The 15,862-nt window shown below is 40.8% G+C and carries 21 protein-coding genes and 1 pseudogene; 12 read left to right on the forward strand and 10 right to left on the reverse strand.

Going from position 1 to position 15,862, the window contains the following annotated elements:
* Positions 1 to 53 precede the first annotated feature (53 nt).
* The 12 genes and pseudogenes from MKP07_RS03840 to MKP07_RS37635 all read left to right on the forward strand — a co-directional run bounded on the left by MKP07_RS03840 (position 54) and on the right by MKP07_RS37635 (position 6,496).
* Positions 54 to 794, forward strand: a complete 741-nt coding sequence (locus MKP07_RS03840) for a ligand-binding sensor domain-containing protein (protein ID WP_240845087.1) — start codon at positions 54 to 56, stop codon at positions 792 to 794.
* Between the two features lie 35 nt (positions 795 to 829).
* The gene (locus tag MKP07_RS03845) at positions 830 to 1,027 is read left to right on the forward strand and encodes a hypothetical protein (RefSeq protein WP_240845088.1); all 198 of its coding nucleotides are present in this window, start codon (positions 830 to 832) and stop codon (positions 1,025 to 1,027) included.
* A 64-nt stretch (positions 1,028 to 1,091) separates the two neighbouring features.
* Positions 1,092 to 1,475, forward strand: a complete 384-nt coding sequence (locus MKP07_RS03850) for a hypothetical protein (protein ID WP_240845089.1) — start codon at positions 1,092 to 1,094, stop codon at positions 1,473 to 1,475.
* Positions 1,417 to 2,553 carry a triple tyrosine motif-containing protein gene (locus MKP07_RS03855; protein ID WP_240845090.1) on the forward strand — a complete coding sequence of 379 codons (1,137 nt, stop codon included), beginning with the start codon at positions 1,417 to 1,419 and terminating at the stop codon, positions 2,551 to 2,553. Before MKP07_RS03850 ends, MKP07_RS03855 begins: the two co-directional genes overlap by 59 nt.
* On the forward strand, positions 2,499 to 3,092 hold the full coding sequence (locus MKP07_RS03860; protein ID WP_240845091.1) for a sensor histidine kinase: 594 nt from the start codon (positions 2,499 to 2,501) through the stop codon (positions 3,090 to 3,092). The genes MKP07_RS03855 and MKP07_RS03860 overlap by 55 nt, the downstream gene beginning before the upstream one ends.
* Entirely contained in the window at positions 3,034 to 3,792 is a 759-nt protein-coding gene (locus tag MKP07_RS03865) for a response regulator (protein ID WP_240845092.1), read from the forward strand. Before MKP07_RS03860 ends, MKP07_RS03865 begins: the two co-directional genes overlap by 59 nt.
* A gap of 79 nt (positions 3,793 to 3,871) precedes the next feature.
* Positions 3,872 to 4,516, forward strand: a complete 645-nt coding sequence (locus tag MKP07_RS03870) for a hypothetical protein (RefSeq protein ID WP_240845093.1) — start codon at positions 3,872 to 3,874, stop codon at positions 4,514 to 4,516.
* Positions 4,513 to 4,914: a hypothetical protein gene (locus tag MKP07_RS03875; RefSeq protein ID WP_240845094.1), complete on the forward strand. Its 402-nt coding sequence runs from the start codon at positions 4,513 to 4,515 to the stop codon at positions 4,912 to 4,914. Before MKP07_RS03870 ends, MKP07_RS03875 begins: the two co-directional genes overlap by 4 nt.
* 34 nt (positions 4,915 to 4,948) lie before the next feature.
* Positions 4,949 to 5,509, forward strand: a complete 561-nt coding sequence (locus tag MKP07_RS03880) for a hypothetical protein (protein ID WP_240845095.1) — start codon at positions 4,949 to 4,951, stop codon at positions 5,507 to 5,509.
* Positions 5,510 to 5,632: 123 nt separating this feature from the next.
* A complete protein-coding gene (locus MKP07_RS03885) occupies positions 5,633 to 5,992 on the forward strand; it encodes a septal ring lytic transglycosylase RlpA family protein (protein WP_240845096.1) in 360 nt (119 codons plus the stop codon).
* Between the two features lie 85 nt (positions 5,993 to 6,077).
* A pseudogene (locus MKP07_RS37630) lies at positions 6,078 to 6,254 on the forward strand (YqgE/AlgH family protein); the annotation flags it as partial.
* Between the two features lie 95 nt (positions 6,255 to 6,349).
* Positions 6,350 to 6,496 carry a YqgE/AlgH family protein gene (locus MKP07_RS37635; protein WP_394803625.1) on the forward strand — a complete coding sequence of 49 codons (147 nt, stop codon included), beginning with the start codon at positions 6,350 to 6,352 and terminating at the stop codon, positions 6,494 to 6,496.
* 18 nt (positions 6,497 to 6,514) lie between these two features.
* On the opposite strand, the gene MKP07_RS03895 is transcribed toward MKP07_RS37635, so the two are convergent.
* The 10 genes from MKP07_RS03895 to MKP07_RS03935 form a co-directional block, all read right to left on the reverse strand.
* Positions 6,515 to 7,321 (reverse strand): alpha/beta hydrolase, encoded by an 807-nt coding sequence (locus MKP07_RS03895; protein WP_240845097.1) that lies wholly within the window; start codon positions 7,319 to 7,321, stop codon positions 6,515 to 6,517.
* Positions 7,322 to 7,355: 34 nt separating this feature from the next.
* Positions 7,356 to 8,708 (reverse strand): vitamin B12 dependent-methionine synthase activation domain-containing protein, encoded by a 1,353-nt coding sequence (locus MKP07_RS43595; RefSeq protein ID WP_240845098.1) that lies wholly within the window; start codon positions 8,706 to 8,708, stop codon positions 7,356 to 7,358.
* A gap of 5 nt (positions 8,709 to 8,713) precedes the next feature.
* On the reverse strand, positions 8,714 to 10,039 hold the full coding sequence (locus tag MKP07_RS43600) for a dihydropteroate synthase (protein WP_240845099.1): 1,326 nt from the start codon (positions 10,037 to 10,039) through the stop codon (positions 8,714 to 8,716).
* A gap of 11 nt (positions 10,040 to 10,050) precedes the next feature.
* Complete coding sequence (locus MKP07_RS03910) at positions 10,051 to 10,482, reverse strand: PDDEXK nuclease domain-containing protein (protein WP_240845100.1); 432 nt, start codon at positions 10,480 to 10,482, stop codon at positions 10,051 to 10,053.
* Between the two features lie 68 nt (positions 10,483 to 10,550).
* Complete coding sequence (locus tag MKP07_RS03915) at positions 10,551 to 11,144, reverse strand: DUF1016 N-terminal domain-containing protein (RefSeq protein WP_240845101.1); 594 nt, start codon at positions 11,142 to 11,144, stop codon at positions 10,551 to 10,553.
* Positions 11,145 to 11,153: 9 nt separating this feature from the next.
* The gene (locus tag MKP07_RS03920) at positions 11,154 to 11,774 is read right to left on the reverse strand and encodes a homocysteine S-methyltransferase family protein (protein ID WP_262919141.1); all 621 of its coding nucleotides are present in this window, start codon (positions 11,772 to 11,774) and stop codon (positions 11,154 to 11,156) included.
* A 5-nt stretch (positions 11,775 to 11,779) separates the two neighbouring features.
* Complete coding sequence (locus MKP07_RS37640; RefSeq protein WP_262919142.1) at positions 11,780 to 12,169, reverse strand: homocysteine S-methyltransferase family protein; 390 nt, start codon at positions 12,167 to 12,169, stop codon at positions 11,780 to 11,782.
* Between the two features lie 275 nt (positions 12,170 to 12,444).
* Positions 12,445 to 14,820, reverse strand: a complete 2,376-nt coding sequence (locus MKP07_RS03925) for an outer membrane beta-barrel protein (protein WP_240845102.1) — start codon at positions 14,818 to 14,820, stop codon at positions 12,445 to 12,447.
* Complete coding sequence (locus MKP07_RS03930) at positions 14,712 to 15,395, reverse strand: carboxypeptidase-like regulatory domain-containing protein (RefSeq protein WP_240845104.1); 684 nt, start codon at positions 15,393 to 15,395, stop codon at positions 14,712 to 14,714. The genes MKP07_RS03925 and MKP07_RS03930 overlap by 109 nt, the downstream gene beginning before the upstream one ends.
* Positions 15,395 to 15,859, reverse strand: coding sequence for a hypothetical protein (locus tag MKP07_RS03935; protein ID WP_240845106.1), 465 nt, complete (start codon positions 15,857 to 15,859; stop codon positions 15,395 to 15,397). Before MKP07_RS03935 ends, MKP07_RS03930 begins: the two co-directional genes overlap by 1 nt.
* Positions 15,860 to 15,862 lie beyond the last annotated feature (3 nt).

The raw sequence follows: 15,862 nt of genomic DNA on the forward strand, positions 1-15,862 counted from the left end.
CACTTTATCAATTTGTTTTATATTTGAGGGTAGCCCTGCATGGCCAAATGCTTATGACCACTTCTAAACTATTGCTTTTTATAGGAGCATTCTTTATATGCCAGTTTTCGTTTTGCCAGCAGCAAAGCAGCTTTAGACGATTAGGTGTAAATGACGGCCTCAGCCAGAACTCAGTGAGAGAGATTTTCCAGGACCGGCAGGGATTTATCTGGATTGGCACAGGAGACGGATTAAACCGGTATGATGGTAAGCAAATAAAAAAGTACCGCGAGAGCTTTCGTGATAAAAGTGCCAAACGCTTTCCGGGAAAAATCATCAACGGTAAAATTATACAGGACGACTATCAAAACTTATGGATGATTGTAGATGGCCAGGTGGTTAAAATGCACTTGACTACCGAAACATTTTCTATCATCAAAAGAGTGGGACGAGACCTTGATTGCCGTATTTTAGGAATACAGCAAAATGAAATTTTTGTAGCTACGCCTAAGGGTATTGTAATCATAAATGTCCGGGACTATACCCATCACGTAATTAATATCGGATCGGTATTTGGATTATACCTGCCTAATAGCAAAGACGTCTGTCTTTTATATACAAAAGAAAATAGCATTTATTTATACGATACAAAAAACAGGAGTAGTTCCCTGCTACTCAGTACCGGGAATCGGCTCCTCCAAAATCCCAACATCTGCAACAGTGCAACGCTTCTGTTTGTATCGGAAGGAAGCCTGCATGAGTTTAATATTGACAAGCGACTCATTACGGCATCTTATCCTATTCCCCGTCATTAATACAGAAGGGATTAATTCCGGTTCCTACTACCAAATTGCCCGGAGGAAAGATCGTTGCCAACCTCATCAACAATGGCTTTATGATCATTGACAGTGTTCAAAAAAATCTGAACATTACACCAATATTGAAAATGATCCGTTTAGCCTTTCATCCAACCTGGTATACATCTCCATTATTGATCACTCGAATAATTTATGGCTGGGTACTGAAGGCGGCGGTATTAGCATCCTAAACCTGAAACCGAAGCTCTTTGATGCCTTCCCCTGCATGCCATTGCTAACCGGGAGAGCTCCTTATTGATGGTAAAAGCCATTTATCATAAAGATGGTTGCATTTATATAGGCACCTATTCGAAAGGCCTGTTAAAAGTAAACCGCTTTACCAACACGTATGAAACCCTATTTGATCCGGTAAAAGCCAAAGACACCAGTTTTCATGGCATCTTCATTATAAAAGAAGACGACCAGAAACGAATATGGATGAACAAGGGCGCCCGTATTGGCCTAGCGGATCTTGAAAAGGGAGCTTTTATTAACAGCATTGATATTGGTTATAACAGAAAAGGCAGAACTCATAATATACCCCAATGCTTTAACCAGGTAGCACCCGACAGATTTATCCTTGGCACATTTTACTACCTACCTGATCCAATATACAAACGGGCAAATAAAATCTACTGACCTTGGTCTTTTAAACAAGCAGCTTGAAGATGATATTCAATCCATCTATACCAAGGACAATGGTGATATTATTATTGGAAAAGGAGAAGGCAAGGGCTATATCACTATAAGAATAGACGTTAACAATCAACCGCAAATAATTGAAGAAGGGCTTAATCAACTTACGGTGAAACATATATACCGGGATGAGCTGAGAAAAGCATTCTGGTACGCCACCAATGTAGGTATTGCTATTCAAAAAGACGGCAATAAAAAACTACAGATCATAGATGAACAGGACGGGCTAAGTAATGACTTCATCTATTCCATTGTTAAAGAGCACGACCATAGTTTCTGGATTAGCACGAACAAGGGTTTAAACAAATTAGTACTATCGAAAGGAGATAGCCTTGCTGTTCAATCCATCGAACAATATGGGCTGCAACATGGGCTCCAATCCAATGAGTTTAATACAGGCGCTTATTTCAAAGACGATCATTTTATTTTTTTCGGAGGAGTAACGGGTATTAACTGGTTTGATGAAAGAAAGTTTTTCAAGCGCTCTTTTATACCAAGGTCTTATGTCACTGATGTGTTGATTAATGAAAAGCCATTGGCTATTGACACGAGCATCAATTTCCTTAAACATATTCAGCTAAATTACGATGAGAATAATCTATTCATCAAATTTGCAACACTGGATTATACCAACCCGGATGTTAATCAATACCAGTACCGGCTAAAAGGATACGATGCGGAATGGATCAACACTACAACATTGCCCGAGGCACGGTATAGTAAGCTTAGCTACGGGAACTATTTATTTGAAATAAGATCCGCTAACAGTGAAGGTATTTGGTCAGCACGGCAACCCTTATTGTCTATTGTAATTAAGCCTCCTTTTTGGCTCACCTGGTGGTTTAAAATAGCAGCCCTGACAGCGTTTACTGCTATCCTATTCTTTAGTACCAGGTACTACTTAAAAAGAAAGCTTGAAAAGCAAATACGCATCATGGAAAAAAGCTGGCCGTTAATAATGAACGCTTGCGTATTTCCAGGGACATGCACGATGAGTTGGGCACAGGACTTAGCAAAATAGCCCTGTTATCTGAAGTAGGCAAGAAAAATAACACGTCGAACGAAGAGATCATTAATGAAATAAGCACCACCTCCAGGGGCTTAGCCGACAAAATGGGGGAAATCATCTGGACCTTAAATCCACACAATGACACCCTGGGCAATCTCGCTGCCTATTTAAAGGAATATGTATACGAAACCACCGAAAGCCTGCCGGTGCAAATAGAATTTAATTTTCCGGATGAGGTGCCCGACATAACACTTAGCCATTTGTACCGCCAGCAGCTTTTATTGGTAACGAAAGAAGCGCTCAATAACGCATTGAAGTATGCACAGGCTACGCGTATAGGCTTCAGCCTTGCCGTCACTGACCCACTTGTATTATTTACCATACAGGACGATGGTGTAGGCTTTGACTCAACCCAAATACTCAATCAAAAAACAGGAAAACGTAATGGACTGGTAAATATGAATGCACGTATGGAAAGCATAGGAGGTTATTATGAGTTGGTTGCCCGAAAAAAACAGGGTACAAAAATCACTTACGGATTTTACCGGTAATACTACTTTTTTACCCGGTAGGCAAGCAGAAAAAGGTTTTATATTTATTGATCAACATTCAATGGAGCATTACACCAAAATCAAAATCGCCTTAATTGAAGACGAAGAGTCTATCAGAACTTCACTGCTTACTTTGCTGTACCTGCAGGATGAGCTTGAAGTTGTTGATGCATTTGAAGATGGCGAATCAGCTTTGGCTTATCTGCAGCAAAAGCCTACAGATGTGTTATTATTTGACATCAACCTTCCGGGTATATCAGGTATAGAAACGGTTGCTAAACTTAAAACCATACATCCTGCTATGCAGTGCATGGCGCTCACCAGTTACGACGATGCAGAAAATGCTTTTAATGCCTTAAAAGCCGGCGCCACAGGATACATCCTTAAAAATACAGAGCCGGCAAAACTGGTTGAAGCCATTACAGACATTTATAACGGAGGGTCGCCCATGAGCAGCCAGATTGCAAGAATGGTGGTTTCAAATTTTGCCGCTACTAAAACGGCGCAAGTGCATTCAGATGCGCTCTCCCGCAGAGAGAATGAAATATTACAACTACTATCTAAGGGTTTCAGGTATAAGGAAATTGCTACACAGCTATTCATCAGCATAGAAACCGTACGTACACACATACGCAATATTTACGAAAAGCTACAGGTAAAAACCAGGGCAGAGGCATTATCAAAAATAAACAGGCAGTAGTAAAGAATACTACTTTTTCACATCCCAAGGCAAAGGGTTGCTCACTAATTTTACGCTCACACAAGTAAAACAACTCTGTATGAGAATTGCCCTCTCTATTCTTCTGGCAGCATTCAGTGCTTCCATTTGTATCGCGCAAACCCTTGGCGACTTCAAACCAAAAGATCAATCCTATGGATTGAATAAAATCAAATCTAACCGGCTTTATATTGCCTCGTTCACCGTAAATTACCAGGTGTATAATGAGAAGGAAGATTTTAAACAAGGCGGCAGTATGCTGGGTGGTGGTTATAAAGGTGATGCAAAGTCATCTTTATCCGTAGGCCTTGAAAACATCACAGAAGCAGGCGTACAAAGCATTACAGACAGACTATACCAGGCTTTTGTAAGCCAGCTCAAAGCAAAAGGTATTGATATTATCACAGCTGATGAAGCAGGCAAAACCGAAACTTATTCAGATTTTATAAAGATGTCAGGAGGTAAGATCAATGAAGCACAGTTTCCCGGTATGCTGGCATCGAGCCCGGCGGGATATGAGTACTTTGTAAAGAAGGTTGAAAAATCGGGAAAAGAAAAAACCGGTGGATTTTTGAATAACCCGGCTTTTGTTCATGCTAAACTATCCAAAGACCTAAATGATGCCACCATTGCAGATATTGACCTTTTTGTGCTTTTTGTACAGGATAAAGATGCCTGGGGTGGCGCCGCGCTAATATCAAAGTGAAAACAAATATGCGCCTGGCAGCTAATGAAGCCATTATTATGACCAAAAATGCCAAAATAAAACTGAAAGGTCAGAATGATGTCGTAGGCGTTAATAGCCAGGTAGCATTTTACTCTGGTAAGATGGGGGCGGGCATTGTCAGCAGTTATGTAGGAACCATGGGTAAGTCACTCGGTATAGACGGTGTTATTGAGGACAAGAAGCTACAGGCATTTGCAAAGAACAGCGCCGATTTTGTGGGCGTGAAAACCATCTATGGCACCTGGTACAATCCGTCTAATACCAGTTCTAAGTCTACTACTGTTATACCGGTTGATGAAAAAAGTACACAGACGGCGCTTATGCCGCCGGTAAAAAATTCATTGAGTTTCATACCGATGAGTTTCTTAAAAAGCTAAAATAGTACTCCTCTCTTAACCCAATTCAATAATCATGACACAAACCCAAACTACATTTAAAAGAATTTTCGCAACAATCATTTTATCGGCATTCATATTTGCTTCCTGTAAAAAAGATAGCAGCGGTGGAAGCAGCGATAACCTGGCATCAGGCGGTGCCTCTATCCAGTTTAATACCAGCAGCTCTTTCGGAGGTAAGAACGAATTCAAGTCCAACGCTAAAGAGCAATCTAAAGTAATCAAAGTAAATAACATGAGCAGAACCCAGATTACTTTTACCTGTGTGGAAACTAACCTACCTCGCCTGAGCACAGCAACCCTAACATTAATTGTAGCTCAGGGCTCCAGCACCATTAGTGGCGCTATTTCCGGGAAATTTGAAAACGGAGCCAGTGCTGCTACCCAGGGACAACTATTAATTGGAAGCTCTAATGCAGGTTCTGGCGCTGAATCTTATGCTTCCAGCACCGGCAATTTTACCATTACCAAATTAACAGATTCAGAAATCGAAGGAACTTTTGATGCAGCATGTATTAATAATACAACCAAAACCAATATCAGCTTAAGTAGCGGGAAATTTGCGGGGAAATTTTAATTATTCGCTCCGAAATAGGTTAACCATTTCAAACACAACACTCAGGGCCTCATTTTATGAGGCTTTGTTGTTTTTGGTGCTTTCATAGTTTTTTATGTGGATTATCGTTACTACTTTTCCGGCATGAATCAATTGATCCCAGCCCTTTTATTATGCCTTATCGCCTTCAGCAGCTGTAGCAGAAAGGTAATAGAAACCGGTAAGGCTTCTTTTTATGCTGATAAATTTGTAGGACGCAAAACTGCCAGTGGCACGGTATTTAAACAAAATAAATTAACCGCAGCGCACAAAACGCTACCCTTTGGAACCAGGGTAAAAGTGAAAAATCAGGCCAATGGCAAAACAGTTAAAGTGCTTATTAACGACCGGGGACCATTTGTACAAGGCAGGATCATTGACCTCAGCAAAAAAGCCGCTCAACGGCTGGATATGGTTAATGCAGGTGTTTCTACTGTTACCATCAAATACAAGAAAAAGAAATAATACCGGCTGTAATAATTATTGAAACCTGAAACAAAATATTACGATGAGCAAATACCAGGGTAAAATATTAAGCAGTACATCCTACATGGATGATCCTAATTTCGACAGCTCTGTTATTTTTATTGCAGAGCATAACGAGCAGGGAGCTTTAGGATTTATGATCAATAAAACTTTCGATCGTTCGCTAAACGAGCTGGTTGAATTCAGCAGCAGCCCTGCTTTTCCCTTATATGAAGGCGGACCGGTAGACCAGGAGCATCTATACTTTGTTCACCGCCGCAGTGACCTGATACCGGGAGGTGAGTTAATTACCGATACTATTTATCTTGGGGAGATTTTCAAAAGACAATTGAACAGATCAACAATGGCAATCTTACCTCAAATGACATTAAGATCTTTATTGGCTACTGCGGCTGGGATACCGGCGAACTGGAAGCAGAGATAGCGGAAGGTAGCTGGGACGTAAAAGAGCTGAACTTAAACGACTTATTTGTCAGTAAGTAAGCTCCTATAACTGAGTCGCTATTTACTGTGCTTTCTAATCCAGTCTACAATCAGGTAACAGGCTGGAGCATATACATTACCATGATTAAAACCCTGTAATTCATACAGCTGCACCTCTTCAACGCCTATTCCTTTTAAAACGGAATACAAATGCGCGTTTTCTTCGTACCGCGCCATCATTTCCAGGTTTTTATCGCCGGTAATCAACAAGGTTGGAGGTATATCCCTACGAACTACATTCAACGGCGCCAATGCGTCTACAATAGGCGTTTCCATCGGCAAGCCACGTTCCTTCCTGATAGTGTAATGCGTATTGGTTTGCCCACTTATGGGCAATAGTCCGCGAATACGATTTGCATCTATTCCAAATTGAGCTAAATACTTTTTATCCAACCCTACCATTAAAGCCAGGTAACCTCCCGCCGAATGTCCCGAAACGTAGATATCATCTGCGCTGCCGCCTAAAGAATCGATATGCTTAAACGCCCAGGCTACTGCTTCGGCAGCATCATCTATATAGGCAGGGCTCTTTGCTTTAGGACTTAATCGATAATTAGCTGCAATTACTGCAATGCCTTTATTCTTTAACTCCTGGGGTATCCCCTTCTCGCCGCCTTCCAGCCCTCCCCCATGAAACCACACTACAGTACCAAAGTCTTTCTTATCTTTAGGATAATAGATATCCAACACACAACGAGACTTTTTATACGCATCCTTTTCAGTTTTAGACACATAAGAGATATTTTCTTTAAGAATATACTCCTGCGCAAAAACACCAAATGTGATGCAACATAACAACACTGAGAGGACAAGCTGACGTAACATATTGTTCTTTTTATTTTGCCGGCAATGTAAAAAATTATTCCAACACAGGACTCAACCATCTTTCTGCATCTTCTATACTCATACCCTTCCTTTTTGCATAATCTTCCAACTGGTCTCTACCTATTTTACCTAAGCCGAAATAATGACTTTTAGGATGTGCAAAATACCACCCGCATACGGATGCCGGTGGATCCATCGCCAGGCTTTCAGTCATAGTTATACCTATATTATCCGTTACTTTTAATAAATCAAACAGCTTATGTTTCTCCGTGTGATCGGGGCAGGCAGGATACCCCGGAGCAGGTCTTATACCATCGTACTCCTCCCATATCAGGTCTTTATTGGTAAGATGCTCTTCCTTGGCATAACCCCAATATTCTTTCCTTGATTTTTCGTGAAGGCATTCTGCAAATGCTTCTACGAAGCGGTCAGCCAAAACCTGCACCATTATCTTATTGTAATCATCAAACTCAGCAGCAAACTGATCAATGTGCTTTTTAGCACCATGAATAGTAACCGCAAAGGCGCCCATATAATCCTGTCCTTTCTCCTTCGGCATTACAAAGTCCGCTAAAGAAAAGTTGAAATGTCCCGCCGCCTTCTTCGACTGCTGCCGCAATGATTCCAGCTTTACCTCTGCTCCATTAGCCTCAATAGTAATGGTATCAGCATTATTACTGGTGGCAGGCCAGAAACCGATAACGCCATCGGCTGTAAACCATTTCTCGTTTACAATACGTTCCACCATCTTTTGCGCTTCACCTAAAAGCTTGGTAGCTTCTGCTCCAAACTTCTCGTCACTCAATACCTGTGGATACCTACCTGGCATTTCCCAGGCAATAAAGAAGGGACTCCAATCCAGGTATTTTGCTATTTCTCCCAGATCAAAGTCTTTAAATACCTGAACACCGTCTACAGCTGGCTTAGTGGGTATATAGTTATCCCAATCCAGTTGTTCTTTAGCAGCAATTGCATCTTTATAAGCAATGAGATCTTTTTTGTTCTTATTCGCAAATTGCTGACGTAGTCCCTCGTATTCGTCATTTGTTTTTTGAAGTAGTACACTTTTTTCTTTACCCAATAAAGTACTCACCGCCGTTACACTTCTTGATGCATCCAGTATATGCATCACTCCATTATCGTACTGAGGAGCGATCTTCACTGCAGTATGCATACGGGAAGTAGTAGCACCGCCAATCAGCAATGGCTGCTTCATATTACGGCGTTTCATCTCGTGGGCTACGTGCACCATTTCGTCTAAAGAAGGAGTAATCAAACCACTTAATCCAATAATATGAGCACCCTCTCTCTCGGCAGTGTCGAGGATTTTATCAGCAGGCACCATCACGCCCATATCTATTACATCATAGCCATTACAGCCCAACACAACACCTACGATATTTTTCCGATATCGTGCACATCCCCTTTTACCGTTGCTAACAATATTTTACCAGCTCCTCCCGCCTGTGCTGATGGATTCGCCAGTTTTTCTTCTTCAATAAAGGGTGTTAACCAGGCAACAGATTTTTTCATCACCCGCGCACTTTTTACCACCTGTGGCAGGAACATTTTACCCGCACCAAACAGGTCTCCTACAACATCCATACCGGCCATTAAAGGACCTTCAATCACTTCCAGTGGCCTGGGGTATTTCTGCCTGGCTTCTTCTGTATCTGTATCAATATAATCTGTAATGCCATTTACCAGGGCATGTTTCAAACGTTCTTCTACAGTGTTATCCCGCCATGCATCATTCTTCTTTTCTACCTTACCTTCAGACTTAACGGTCTCTGCAAAAGTGATCAGTTTCTCGGTGGCTTCGTTATTATCGTTATTTCGATTAAGAATAACATCTTCACAAAGCTGTCTTAACTGGGGTTCTATTTCATCATACACCACCATTTGCCCTGCATTTACAATACCCATATTCATACCCGCCTTAATAGCATAGTATAAAAAAACGGAGTGCATAGCTTCACGCACCGGCTCATTACCTCTGAAGGAGAACGAGAGGTTACTTACGCCACCACTTATTCCTGTAAGGGGCATTAACTGCTTAATGCGGCGCGTGGCTTCAATAAAATCCACGCCATAGTTATTTATCTCTTCCAAACCGGTTGCTACTGCAAATATGTTAGGATCAAAGATGATATCCTGTCCTTTAAAGCCCAATTGCTCGGTTAGTATTTTATAAGCGCGATGACAAATTTCTACTTTTCGATCTTCTGTATCAGCCTGGCCTTTTTCATCGAAGGCCATTACAATAACTGCCGCTCCATAGTTTTGACAGGTTATCGCCTGCTCAATGAATTTCTGTTCTCCTTCCTTTAAAGAAATAGAGTTTACAATACATTTACCTTGTACACATTTTAAGCCGGCCTCAATAATTTCAAACTTTGAAGAATCGATCATCAACGGCACTTTACATATATCAGGCTCACTTTGTAAGAGGTTAACAAAGGTGGTCATAGCCTGTACGCCATCCAGTAGTGCATCATCCATGTTAATATCGACCACCTGGGCGCCGTTCTCTACCTGCTGGCGTGCTACGCTTAATGCTTCTTCATATTTGTTTTCACGAATAAGACGCGCGAATTTCTTAGAACCCGTTACGTTCGTTCTTTCACCAATATTGATAAAATTTGTTTCAGGACGTACTACTAACGGCTCTAAGCCTGAAAGACGGAGATATGGTTTGATGTAATTAACTTCTGACATGCGCTGTATTCTTATTTATTTTGCGGGTATTGTTGTAATAATTTCAATACTTGTTTTTCAGGGAAAAACATTTTGTATTTGCTGGCAAATATTTGTGTATTCTCATTACCCAAAGTATATCGTATTGTATTTTCTTTTTTGCTTTTGCATAGGATAATTCCTATCGTCTTATTTTCTTCTTTGCTTTTTATTTCCTGATCGTAATAATTAACATACATCTGTAATTGTCCTAAATCCTGGTGCTTTAAAGAACCAATTTTAAGATCGATTAATACAAAGCAACGCAATATCCTGTGATAGAAAACAAGATCTATATAATAGTCTTCATTATCTACCCGTATACGTTTTTGCCTGTCAACAAACAAAAACCCTTTGCCTAACTCTTTTAAAAAATCTTGTAGTTTACTGATGATAGCGGTCTCCAGATCGCTTTCCGTATACACGTCCTGCTCTTTGAGCTCCAGGAAATCAAGTATGTAGGGATCCTTGATAATGTCTGCCGGGGATGTTATTACATGACCTTTTTACTTAATTCTTTAACCCTTTTCTTATTGCGACTGAGAACAAGACGCTCGTATAATGCACTATCAAACTGCCTCTGTAACTCGCGCACGCTCCAACTTTCATTATAAGCTTCAACTGTATAAAAGCTTCGTTCGTTTAAATCGCCGATTTTCATTAGTAAAAGATAATGCGACCAGCTAAGTGTAAAAACGGATTTCCGAGACAGTGTCTCGGATTTTGAAACTGAAGATTGGGGTTTTCTTAATTTCCGAGACACTGTCTCGGATTTCACCTGCGCTTCAAGAAACTCAACATACGTTCTTTTATATTCATTATAAAAGCGGCGCATATTCTCCAAATTATCCACTGAAAAACCCTTTCCAAACTCCTTTGTAAGCTTTAATGAAATAGTTTTTAACACGCCGGAAGCATAACCTGCCCTGGTGCTGCCCTGTTGCTCAAACTCCACAATTAATCTACCTATATGGTAGTAGGTTTCTACCAGTGTAGTATTAATGATCCTGTACAGTTCTTCCTTAGATTGCTGTACCAGGTTTTTTATACCAGAAAATAATGACGTTATTCCAGGCTTGCTATTCATAGTAATAACTTACAAAACTTCCTCCACTACAGGTAGCACTCTTGGTTGTACAGTTTTTACCGCCTTCGCAATTTCCCTGATATGATCGGGTGTAGTGCCGCAGCACCCTCCTACAATGTTCACAAAACCCTGGTTGGCCCAATCATCGAGAAAAGCGGCCGTTTGTTCAGGCAATTCATCATACTCACCCATTGCGTTGGGCAAGCCGGCATTAGGATAAGCAGATACATAACAACCCGCAATCTGCGATAACTCTTCTACGTGCGACCTCATTTCCTGGGCGCCTAAGGCACAATTAAGGCCGATACTTAATGGATTGGCATGTGCTACAGAAATATAAAAGGCCTCCAGTGTTTGTCCGCTTAAAGTACGGCCGGATGCATCTGTGATGGTACCGCTGATCATAATCTCACACTCCGACCCCGGATGTTCTCTGAAGTATTTCTTTGCCGAAAATATAGCGGCTTTCGCATTCAGCGTATCGAAAATGGTTTCTATTAAAAGAATATCTGCACCTGCTTCTATTAATGCATTAATTTGCTCAGTGTAAGCCACTACTACTTCATCAAACGTTACTGCACGATAACCCGGATTATTTACATCGGGAGAAAGACTTAATGTCTTATTCAACGGTCCTATTGCCCCGGCAATAAATTTCGAGCATTATCGCCGGTCTCCTGTTGAAATTCGGCAATGGCATCTTTTGCGCATTTTACAGAAGCGATATTGAGCTCATGTGCAAAAGCCTGCATATCATAATCTGCCTGTGCAATAGAAGTGCTGCTAAAGGTATTGGTTTCGATAATATCAGAACCCGCCTGCAAATATTCTTTATGAATGGCCTTAATAATATCAGGGCAGGTAATACTTAAAAGGTCGTTATTGCCCTTCACGTCTGTATGCCAGTCTTTAAAGCGATCGCCCCTGTAATCTTCTTCGGTAAGTTTATAGCGTTGAATCATGGTACCCATAGCACCATCAAGTACTAATATCTTTTCATTCAATAAGTTTCTTATTGTACTCATTCGTAACCATTTAAATTTTTGCAATATTGAACTAGCTGTAAACGCTGGAACCAGGAGATTGGATCTTACGTTTATTAGTTCATTTTTTTACGCAGGGTGAACAATAAACAAATCCGCCTGCGGTATGCAAAGTTACGGCAAAAGTCAAAAATTTGGGCAGTGTGGTAATCTATAGATTAAAACACTAAAAATTATTTAAGTAGTAGTGCAAAACACTAAAAACCAATAGCCAGGTGCATACGCACTTGGCTATTTATCTATCAGGAAAAAGAAGTTTAGTTACGGCCCCGCATACCGCCGCCACCACCACCGCCAAAACCGCCGCCGCCTGAGCCTCGCCTTTCAAAGTTGCGGCGCTCCCCGCCTCCGCCTTCACCTCCTTCTCCACGACCTCCGCCACCTCTTCTGCCACCACCGCCAAATTTTCTTGGATAGTAAGAAAGCGTTACCATAAAGAATTGCTGCAAACTATTTGACACAGTAGTGCTCACATTATTTAAGCTTGACGTTGTTGTAATATTTTGATTCTTCTTCAATATGTCCATTGCAGACAACTTTACTTCGGCCTGTTTGGTTTTGAGGAAACGGTAGGTAGCGAAAGCATTCCACAAAGTGGAAGATTGACTAGTTGTATTATTAGTTACGTAGTTGATTGTAGTGCTGAAGGTAAGATCTTTTATAGGAGATAAATTCAGGTTACCTTGCGTGATATAGTTAATGGTATTCTGAGACTGCAAACTTCTGCTGCTCTGCCGGCTACTATTAGAATTAATAGCCTGTGAGGCCTGTATATTCCCAATGTCGCCTAACGTGTAAAAGACACCAAAATTATGCGTAAGATTGTTTGCAGTAGCAACATTCGGCAGGCCGTTAACGAAGTTGGGTGAAGTAGTGTTGGAGTAGTTGAGAGAATAGTTGAATTGTAATACCTTGTTATTTTTGAGCTTAAACGAAGCCCGTCCTATAAAGCCTGAATTATAGTTTCTACGGCCATCCATATTGATCAGATAAACAGTTCTTACACTCGAGCTGTCTACGAAACTACTGTCTATTATACCCCGGTTAACCTGACTTGCGCCACCATTTAACTCAAAACTTAGGTCGGCCTTACGCGAGGGCTGTTCACGTCTGTAATTGAAACTAAAATTCAATCCATTAGTTACAGATGGCTTCAGATTTGGATTACCTAAATTAATATTATATACATTGGTACTGGTATCAATAATGGGTCTTAATTGGTCTATGGATGGAATGGAAGGATTGGATGAACCATTCAGATTTGCTTCTACCGTATATTTATTGAAGCGTTGATAATTATAACCCACAGATGCAGATGGTGTAAAGAAATTGAAAGAGCGGTCAATGTTCCTGTAGTCAAAATTAGATTCATTACGCTCGGTAAGGAACTGCCCCTGCACATTCGCAGCTACGTTAATATATCGGTTAAAGCGATCTGACAAACGCCTTGAAAAATTCTTAGATAAACGAAGCGATGGACGGTCTTCAATTCGGGTCACCCGGTTATTATTAGTAAGCGAATCATTGATAATATATTTTGCTGTAAGAGAGTCAAAATCACTCACTAACGTATTAGATGCTGAATTAGAAAAGGACACGTTATTGTTCAATACCATATTAATATTCCACAGACTGAAATTGCCAAATAGTAACCGCTTTAATGCGTTGTAGTTCATTCCAAGACTAGTATTAAAACTTGAGGCATCATTATTATTTTTTCTGTTATAGTACCGGCTCGCAGTGGAGGGTTCATTCGAGATAAAATCTGTTATATTTTTACTTTCACCTTCCGAACTATTAAAACTCATATTATAGTTCACTCCAAAACTTTTCAGATTGCGATCATCGTCATCCTTGTTTCTGAAAGAAGTTGAAAAGTTGAGCCCATTACTGGAATTTACAGAGTTATTTGCATTGTTACTCGAACTTACCAGGCTACCGTCGCTCTCTTTAAACCTTTCCGTCAAACCTGTTGAATTTCTTTCGCTGTTAGCAGAACTAAGATTAAGGTTTACGGAAAAATCCTTATCCTGGTCTCTTTTATTATAACTCAAGCCGGCACTGTGGGTATTATTCTCCGATGTGCTTTGTTGTTCAGCATCCTGCAAGTACACGTTGTTTGGAGCTATAATGCGCGAATCGGTGCTGGACGTTGTCAGGTTTTGTGTGCTCCTAAAATCATAGTTTGCTCTTAGTTGATTATTAAAGCGGCTATTATTCGCCTGTGAAAAATCATATTGAAATTCTCCTCCTAAAAACAATATCCGGTTAATACCGTTACTGCCGAAGTTTGCTACATAACGGTTATTGGGGTTATAATTACGGTAAGTACTTTGCTGAAACATCTCGCGTAAACTCGCTGATTTATTGATATTATTCAAACTGGCGGCTATTCCTCCCCTCATCTTTTTGTTGTATGCCAGCCCCGACCCATCGAATTCATACCGGTCATCTGTTCCAATACCGGCTCCTGCTTTACCAAAGTACCCGAACTTCTTATCCTCTCTTAACCTGATATTCATCGTCAACATGGAGTCGGCAGGGTTGTCATCAATATTATCCTTACTATAATCGGTCTCTCTATATACCTGTATTTTTTCGATAGCATTCTTCGGCAGGTTTTGCGTAGCCATCGCAGGATCTCCAAAAAAGGTTTCCCATCCACATATACATTGTTTACTTTTCGTCCGTTAACGGTAATTGTCCCATCGCCCCACATGGTAACACCGGGAACCCTTCGCAGCATATCCTCCACTACAGCGTTAGAGTCGAGCTTAAAAGCAGCAGGGTTGATCTCGAGGGTATCCCCGTTCATAGTAATGGGAACCACCGCTTTAACCACTACCTCATCCATGGTGCCCTGACTCTTGGCCAGCATCAGGTTTTTAAAATTGAAGCTGCGATTGGAAGTATCTAAAGTGATCGTTTTAGAAAAAGGATTATACCCTGTAAAAGAGAAGTTGATATTAACCGGCGTAAAGAAAGGTATATCATTAAACGTAAAAGCACCATCCTCCCCTGTTATGTGATAATTCACCAGAGAAGAGTCTGACTTCTTATACAATGTTATTGTTACAGATTGCAGCGCATAATCATCGGCTGAATCTTTTACAATACCTGTGATAGATCCGCTACGCGTAGAATCTTTTTGAGCTGATAGTAAAGAGGGCAAAAGAGCTATAAGCATTGCAGTTAATAGTATCCGCATTATCCGATTTTATTTTTAGGTTTTAACTGAATGATAACCGGATTATCTGTACGGGTACCCTTTTCAAAATATTGTTTGATGGCTGGCTTATACTCCGGATTTTTAGCCTGGTTATTATCTCTGTTCTGAAACATGGTTGATGACGAAGCGCTCGTATATAAATAGTCGCCATCGCTGTATTGAATACTGCCCGACAGTACTGGTAAAAAAGCATTGGTACTATCAGCGCTTATTTTACCCGTTGCATAAAACCGGTTGGTAGATTCATCAAACAGGAAGTTGCGGTCTCGTGGGCTACGGTTGTAGTCGAGCGAGAAAAACAGGTAATGTTGCAGCTGGTAAACTCCGTAAAGCCGCCATACAAAGCTCCCGTTTTGCTCACGATATAGATCAAAGTCATTTTTAGACCGGAAAGGATTCGCAAAGAAAGCTTTCGACAAAGAGTTCTCAAATGGTAATATCAATGT

This window comes from Paraniabella hibiscisoli (assembly GCF_022512515.1).
GTDB classification, from domain to species: Bacteria; Bacteroidota; Bacteroidia; order Chitinophagales; family Chitinophagaceae; genus Niabella; species Niabella hibiscisoli.